The sequence below is a fragment of the Pseudomonas sp. P4_B4 genome, assembly GCF_056402255.1.
In genome coordinates, this window is sequence record NZ_JBFUHS010000004.1 from 301621 (window position 1) to 307620 (window position 6000).

General features: G+C 59.0%; 5 protein-coding genes. 2 read left to right on the plus strand and 3 right to left on the minus strand.

The genetic code is table 11. The features are described 5' to 3' along the window. Window positions 1-358 precede the first annotated feature (358 nt). The 3 genes from AC1DVE_RS07650 to AC1DVE_RS07660 all read right to left on the minus strand — a co-directional run bounded on the left by AC1DVE_RS07650 (window position 359) and on the right by AC1DVE_RS07660 (window position 2636). Window positions 359-940 (minus strand): IMPACT family protein, encoded by a 582-nt coding sequence (locus AC1DVE_RS07650; RefSeq protein ID WP_223533776.1) that lies wholly within the window; start codon window positions 938-940, stop codon window positions 359-361. Between the two features lie 18 nt (window positions 941-958). Further along, window positions 959-1609, minus strand: a complete 651-nt coding sequence (locus AC1DVE_RS07655; RefSeq protein ID WP_223460141.1) for a TetR/AcrR family transcriptional regulator — start codon at window positions 1607-1609, stop codon at window positions 959-961. 106 nt (window positions 1610-1715) lie between these two features. Beyond that, a complete protein-coding gene (locus tag AC1DVE_RS07660; RefSeq protein ID WP_007971880.1) occupies window positions 1716-2636 on the minus strand; it encodes a LysR family transcriptional regulator in 921 nt (306 codons plus the stop codon). A 139-nt stretch (window positions 2637-2775) separates the two neighbouring features. Here AC1DVE_RS07660 and aptA point away from each other — a divergent pair, with 139 nt between their 5' ends. Both aptA and AC1DVE_RS07670 read left to right on the plus strand, forming a co-directional pair. Further along, window positions 2776-4125: an omega-aminotransferase AptA gene (gene aptA / locus AC1DVE_RS07665; protein ID WP_223533775.1), complete on the plus strand. Its 1350-nt coding sequence runs from the start codon at window positions 2776-2778 to the stop codon at window positions 4123-4125. 74 nt (window positions 4126-4199) lie between these two features. Further along, entirely contained in the window at window positions 4200-5693 is a 1494-nt protein-coding gene (locus tag AC1DVE_RS07670; protein ID WP_056725206.1) for a CoA-acylating methylmalonate-semialdehyde dehydrogenase, read from the plus strand. The last annotated feature ends 307 nt before the right edge of the window (window positions 5694-6000 follow it).

A 6000-nucleotide genomic window follows, 5' to 3' on the forward strand; every position in this document is an offset into this window, starting at 1 on the left:
CAAAAAATGAGCAATCGACCACAAGCCATACCGTGCAGGGCGCCGAGACGGCCATGAACGGGTTATCCACAGATTGCTCCACAGTATTTGTGCGCAAGCTCAAAGCACGGGCATAAGCACTGAGTGGCTTTCTTCTAAAGGCGATAAACCGTTGTAACTGTTTGTTTTTATTTGAATTTGATGAGCTTGATGGCAGATTGGGCGAAAATTGAGCAAAGTCCGCAAAGCCGCATGACAAAAGGGTTACAGCGGTATGTGCTCAGGTTATCCACAGGCGGGTGCACAGCAGATGTGGGCAAATATGGAATAAGTGAAAAAGCGGCGTGCCCCAAAAGATCGCAGCCTGTGCTGAAGCCTTTTAGCGCTGCAACAAAATACGTCCGCGACTCAAATCGGCCAGTTGTGACTGCAAGGTGTCGATCTGTGCATCGCCTACGGCCAACTGCAGCTCGACACCATTAGCGGTGAAGCTTTCATCCACAACCAATCCACCAGCCTCCGCCACCCGCAGCTTGACCAGGGCCAACTCGGCAAATCCGCAAGCGCAACGCAGCGGCACCCGGCTGATCAGCTCAATCTTTGGCGCCGCTTGCAGGCATCTGTTTGCACCCCCGCCATAGGCCCGGGCGAGCCCCCCGGTGCCCAGTTGGATGCCGCCATACCAGCGAATCACCAGCACCGCGACCTGATCGCAATCCTGCGCCTCTATCGCCGCCAGAATCGGCCGGCCGGCCGTACCGCCGGGCTCGCCATCATCGGTGCTGCGATATTGATCGCCGAGCTTCCAGGCCCAGCAGTTGTGCGAGGCATTCAAGTCGCTGTGCTGTTCAATGAACGCCTGGGCCTCGGCCGGGCTGGAGATCGGCGCGGCGAAGGTAATGAAGCGGCTCTTGCGAATCTCTTCGCGGTATTCGCAAAAACCGCTGAGGGTAAATGGCATACGTACCTGAATGGCTACTTAGATGGCAGGTTTCAGGCCGCAGCCCTTGAGAATGATGCGGATCAGGTTGTCCCCGGCGTCTTCCATGTCCTGTTTAGTCAACCTGGTACGCCCGGTGACGCGGCAGATCTGCGTGGCGAAGTCGGCGTAATGCTGGGTGCTGCCCCACAACAGGAAGATCAGGTGTACCGGATCGACCGGGTCCATTTTACCGGCGTCGATCCAGGCCTGGAACACGCCCGCACGACCCTGGAACCAGGTGCGATAATCCTGGTTGAAGTACTCGGTCAGGCATTCACCGCCGCTGATGACTTCCATGGCAAATATCCGCGAGGCTTGCGGCTGGCGTCGGGAGAACTCCATTTTCGCGCGGATGTAGCGGATCAAGGCTTCGGCCGGATCGTCCTCGGCGGTGAGGGTGTTGAAGGTGCTGTCCCACAACTCGATGATGTTGCTCAGCACCGCCACGTACAAACCGAGCTTGTTGGTGAAGTAGTAATGCAGGTTCGCCTTGGGCAGCCCGGCATTCTGGGCGATGGTGTTCATGCTCGTGCCTTTGTACCCGTGACGGGCGAACTCGTCTTCGGCGGCTTTGATGATGGTCTCTTCGTTTTTCTGACGAATGCGGCTGACGGGTTTTCCGCCGTGGGCTGGGACTTCAAAGGTCATAGGCACTTCCGAGAAGATGAGTGGGGGCGGCCAGTGCGTTGATAGCGCACCCACCGACGTCAGACAAGGCCTCACACAATAAAACACTGCACCGCTCCCACAATTTTCAACGCGTCGCCGCAAGACTCTCGAGAAAACTCTCCAGCACCAGATGGGGTCGACGCCCCTTGCGTGTGACCGACGCCAGGCTGAGGTCATAGAAACGCGTTTTGGCTTTCAACGCGCGCAACCGACCTTGCTGCACCCAAAGGCTCGCGTAGTGATCCGGCAGGTAACCGATGTAGCGCCCGGTCAGGATCAGGAACGCCATGCCTTCGCGGTCCGAGGCGCTGGCGGTGCAGTTGAGCGCCTGGTAGTGAGCCTGGATCTCCGCTGGCAAACGGAAGGTGGGCGCGATGGCGTCCTGACTGTTCAGGCGTTCGTCGTCCAGTTGCTTGTCATCGACATAAAACAGCGGATGGCCGACCGCGCAGTACAACAGCGAACGTTCGCTATACAGCGGTTGATACTCCAGCCCCGACAGCGCGCTGGCCTGCGGCACTACGCCGACGTGCAGGCGACCGTCGAGCACGCCTTGTTCGACTTCATTGGGCGCGATCATGCGGATCTGGATCTGTACGTCCGGGCCACGTTCTTTCAATTGCGCGAGGGCATGGGTGATGCGCATGTGGGGCAGGGTGACCAGGTTGTCCGTCAAACCAATGATCAATTCGCCGCGCAAGTGCTGGTGCAGGCCGTTGACCTCGGTGCGGAAGCTTTCCAGCGCACTTAACAGCTGCAACGCCGATTGATAGACCTCGCGGCCTTCTTCGGTCAGGGAAAACCCGGCACGTCCCCGTTGGCACAGGCGCAGGCCGAGGCGTTGCTCCAGATCGCTCATCTGCTGGCTGATCGCCGAGCGACCGATGCCCAGCACGGTTTCCGCTGCGGAGAAGCCGCCGCATTCAACCACGCTGCGGAAAATCCTCAGCAGGCGAATATCAAAGTCGCTGACCTGGGCCAACGGATCGGGACGGCGAGTGCTCATGCGGGTTACTCAAAAGTTTAGTAATGGGCTGACTGAACATTAGAAGAGTTGCATTTCACCGACTTTATCTCCGTGGCAATTTAGCTGCAACAACGGTTTTCAATCCTTACGCCGCTTATTGCCTTGCGAGGTTTCGCCCATGAACCAGCCTGAAAACGCCCCGACTTCCCTGGCCAGCCAGCTCAAGCTCGATGCTCACTGGATGCCTTACACCGCCAACCGTAACTTTCTGCGCGACCCACGCTTGATCGTTGGCGCCGAAGGCAGCTGGCTGATCGACGACAAGGGCCGCAAGGTTTATGACTCGCTGTCCGGTCTGTGGACCTGTGGCGCCGGGCACACCCGCAAGGAAATCCAGGAAGCGGTCGCCAAGCAACTGGGCACCCTCGATTACTCGCCAGGCTTCCAGTACGGCCATCCGCTGTCCTTCCAGCTGGCTGAAAAAATCACCGACCTGACCCCGGGCAACCTGAACCACGTGTTCTTCACCGACTCGGGCTCCGAGTGTGCTGACACCGCCGTGAAGATGGTTCGTGCTTACTGGCGCCTGAAAGGCCAGTCGACCAAGACCAAAATGATCGGCCGTGCCCGTGGTTACCACGGTGTGAACATCGCCGGCACCAGCCTCGGCGGCGTGAACGGCAACCGCAAGTTGTTCGGTCAGGCGATGATGGACGTCGACCATCTACCGCACACTTTGCTGGCAAGCAACGCTTACTCCCGTGGCATGCCGGAGCAGGGTGGTATCGCCCTGGCTGATGAACTGCTGAAGTTGATCGAACTGCACGATGCGTCGAACATCGCGGCGGTCTTCGTCGAGCCATTGGCCGGTTCCGCTGGCGTGCTGGTTCCACCACAGGGTTACCTCAAGCGTCTGCGTGAAATCTGCGACCAGCACAACATCCTGCTGGTGTTCGACGAAGTGATCACCGGTTTCGGCCGTACTGGCACCATGTTCGGTGCTACCACCTTCGGCGTGACCCCGGACCTGATGTGCATCGCCAAGCAAGTCACCAACGGTGCGATCCCGATGGGCGCGGTGATTGCCAGCTCCGAGATCTACCAGACCTTCATGAATCAGCCGACGCCTGAATACGCGGTGGAGTTCCCTCACGGCTACACCTATTCCGCGCACCCGGTGGCTTGCGCCGCGGGCCTGGCAGCACTCGACCTGCTGCAAAAGGAAAACCTGGTGCAGAGCGTGGCCGAAGTCGCACCGCATTTCGAAAATGCTCTGCACGGCCTCAAAGGCACCAAGAACATCGTCGACATCCGCAACTACGGCCTGGCCGGCGCGATCCAGATCGCCCCACGTGACGGCGACGCGATCGTGCGTCCGTTCGAAGCCGGTATGGCGCTGTGGAAAGCCGGGTTCTACGTACGCTTCGGCGGCGACACCCTGCAGTTCGGCCCAACCTTCAACAGCAAGCCGCAGGACCTGGATCGTCTGTTTGACGCGGTCGGCGAAGTGCTGAGCAAGATCGACTGATTTCTCCTTCTATATACCTACAAACAACAGGCGCTCCGACGCGAGCGCCTGTGGACAACTTTTCAGGAGCTTCCATGAGCGTTATTCCGCATTTGATCAATGGCGAACTGGTGACCGAGAACGGTCGCGCGGTCGATGTGTTCAACCCGTCTACCGGTCAGGCTATCCACAAGCTGCCGCTGGCAACCCGCGAAACCATCCAGAGCGCCATCGACGCGGCCAAGGCTGCATTCCCGGCTTGGCGCAACACGCCGCCGGCCAAGCGTGCCCAAGTGATGTTCCGCTTCAAGCAACTGCTGGAGCAGAACGAAGCTCGCATCTCGCAATTGATCAGCGAAGAGCACGGCAAGACCCTGGAAGATGCTGCCGGTGAATTGAAGCGCGGCATCGAGAACGTCGAGTTCGCTTGTGCGGCTCCGGAAATCCTCAAGGGCGAATACAGCCGTAACGTCGGCCCGAACATCGATGCCTGGTCGGACTTCCAGCCGCTGGGCGTGGTTGCCGGTATCACGCCGTTCAACTTCCCGGCCATGGTGCCGTTGTGGATGTACCCACTGGCGATCGTCTGCGGCAACTGCTTCATCCTCAAGCCATCCGAGCGTGACCCGAGCTCGACGCTGCTGATCGCCCAGTTGCTGCTGGAGGCTGGTCTGCCTAAAGGCGTACTGAGCGTGGTGCACGGTGACAAGACTGCGGTGGACGCATTGATCGAAGCGCCGGAAGTCAAAGCGCTGAGCTTCGTTGGTTCGACGCCGATTGCCGAATACATCTATTCCGAGGGCACCAAGCGTGGCAAACGCGTTCAGGCCCTGGGCGGTGCGAAAAACCACGCCGTACTGATGCCGGATGCAGACCTGGACAACGCCGTCAGCGCACTGATGGGCGCGGCTTACGGTTCTTGCGGCGAGCGTTGCATGGCGATCTCGGTAGCGGTGTGCGTGGGTGATCAGGTGGCCGATGCACTGGTGGCCAAACTGGTTCCGCAAATCAAGGCGCTGAAAATCGGTGCCGGTACCAACTGCGGCCTGGACATGGGCCCACTGGTGACTGGCCAGGCGCGCGACAAGGTCAGCGGTTATGTAGAAGACGGCGTAGCCGCCGGCGCGACACTGGTGGTGGATGGCCGTGGCCTGACCGTGGCCGGTCACGAGGAAGGCTTCTTCCTGGGTGGTTGCCTGTTCGACAATGTCACGCCAGAGATGCGTATCTATAAAGAAGAGATCTTCGGGCCGGTGCTGTGCGTTGTTCGGGTCAATAGCCTGGAAGAAGCCATGCAACTGATCAACGATCACGAATATGGCAACGGCACCTGCATCTTCACCCGTGACGGCGAAGCCGCGCGGTTGTTCTGCGACGAGATCGAGGTCGGCATGGTTGGTGTCAACGTACCGTTGCCGGTGCCGGTGGCTTACCACAGCTTTGGTGGCTGGAAGCGTTCGCTGTTTGGCGATCTGCACGCCTATGGCCCGGATGGTGTGCGTTTCTATACCCGCCGCAAAGCCATCACCCAGCGCTGGCCGCAGCGCGCGAGCCATGAAGCTTCGCAGTTCGCCTTCCCTAGCTTGTAAGTAGAAGGGCGCAGAAGGCCGACCCATTGGGTCGGCCTTTTTGTTTTCGGGGCTTTTTCGCCCTATATGACAGAATTGTGAAAATAGCTGTTGACGGCAGATTCCAGGTGTCTATAATTCGCCCCACTTCCGGCGCAGTCGAAACGGAAAACTCCTTGGTAAACAAAGAGTTACGCAGTTTTCGGCAGCAGGTTGCTTCAGGTCATCGAAGCCAAAACGAAGTTGAAAAAGAGGTGTTGACAGCAGCGTGTAACGCTGTAGAATTCGCCTCCCGCTGACGAGAGATCTGAAGCGCAAGTGGTTGAAG

Excerpts from the sequence above, each read along its gene's own strand:
- AC1DVE_RS07650 (WP_223533776.1), bottom strand. The coding sequence starts at position 940 with ATGCCATTTACCCTCAGCGGTTTTTGCGAATACCGCGAAGAGATTCGC.
- AC1DVE_RS07655 (WP_223460141.1), bottom strand. The coding sequence starts at position 1,609 with ATGACCTTTGAAGTCCCAGCCCACGGCGGAAAACCCGTCAGCCGCATT.
- AC1DVE_RS07660 (WP_007971880.1), bottom strand. The coding sequence starts at position 2,636 with ATGAGCACTCGCCGTCCCGATCCGTTGGCCCAGGTCAGCGACTTTGAT.
- aptA (WP_223533775.1), top strand. The coding sequence starts at position 2,776 with ATGAACCAGCCTGAAAACGCCCCGACTTCCCTGGCCAGCCAGCTCAAG.
- AC1DVE_RS07670 (WP_056725206.1), top strand. The coding sequence starts at position 4,200 with ATGAGCGTTATTCCGCATTTGATCAATGGCGAACTGGTGACCGAGAAC.